Annotated in this window: 1 protein-coding gene; it reads left to right on the forward strand. The window is 55.8% G+C overall.

From position 1 onward, the window contains the following. Positions 1 to 166: 166 nt before the first annotated feature. On the forward strand, positions 167 to 1240 hold the full coding sequence (locus tag BUB53_RS22175; RefSeq protein ID WP_073038258.1) for an LLM class flavin-dependent oxidoreductase: 1074 nt from the start codon (positions 167 to 169) through the stop codon (positions 1238 to 1240). Positions 1241 to 1266: the final 26 nt, after the last annotated feature.

Below are 1266 nucleotides of genomic sequence, written 5' to 3' on the forward strand. Positions count from 1 at the left end.
ATGACCCCTGAGCCTATACATTGTCGAATAGTGCGGAAAGTTTTGTGCTGTTCTGCGAGTGATTAGGATTTGGTTTGCGCGGTGCTGACGGTGCTGCCTAATTGTCAGAGACAGATGGCGGATGGGCTTAATTCCGCAGCGACATTTTTCAAGACAGGAGGGAAGCATGAAACTCGGTGTATTCCTGCCGAACGGGCAGAATGGTTATATCATCTCGAAAAACAGCCCGCAGTATATTCCGACGTGGGAGCATATGCTGGAAATCACGCAAGAGGCCGAGCGGGTCGGGCTGGATTTCATTCTTTCCATGATCAAGTATCGCGGTTTTGGCGGTGAAACGGGATATTGGGACTCCTGTTCGGATTCGATTGCGCTGGCCTGCGGTCTGGCTGCGGCGACTGATCAGATCGAACTTTACGCCACGGTGCCGATGCTGGGCGTTCACCCGGCGATCGCGGCGCGAATGATTACGACCTTCAACGACATCTCGAACGGGCGTGCGGGGGTGAACTTCGTGACCGGCTGGAACAAGCCGGAATATTCGCAGATGGGCCTGTGGCCAGGTGAGGATTACCATGCCAACCGCTTTGGTCTGGCTGAAGAATACATGCGCGTCGTCCGCGATCTGTGGCGCGACGGGCGGTCCAATTTCAAGGGCAAGCATTACCATCTGGAGGATTGCGAATGCTTCCCGGTGCCCGGTCGTGAGATTCCTGTGGTATATGCTGGACAGTCACCGAAGGGCATTGAGTTCACTGCGGATTATGCCGAATATAACTTCATGTTCGGCGGCCCTGACAAGCTGCGCAAGGCCAGCTCTGAAGTGCGGGCGGCCTCGGCGAGGGTAGGCCGTGACGTTGGGACGCTGGCGCTCTACACCATTATCGGCGCCGATACCGACGAAGATGCTGCCGCGCGCTGCCAGGAAATCGTTGATGGCGCGGATGAAGAGGCACTGATGAACATCGTCAAAAGCGCGTCGATGGACAATAACCCAGACGGGACCAGCAAGCACTTCCGCGACGGTATGACTGCGCCAGTCGAAGAGGGCAATCTAGTGTTTATGGGCTTCCCGGTGATCCATGGTTCTTGGGAGACGATTGCCCTCAAGATCAAGGATCTGGGTGAGCGCACCGGTGTCAGTGGCATGCTGCTGACCTTCCCTGACTTCGTCGATGGTGTGAAGAAGTTCGGCAAATACTCGCTGCCGATCCTGCGCCCTGAAAAGACAAAAACCTAGGCAGGAATGCGTATCGCCTCAGAAAC

Source organism: Roseovarius pacificus (assembly GCF_900142665.1).
Lineage (GTDB): Bacteria > Pseudomonadota > Alphaproteobacteria > Rhodobacterales > Rhodobacteraceae > Roseovarius > Roseovarius pacificus.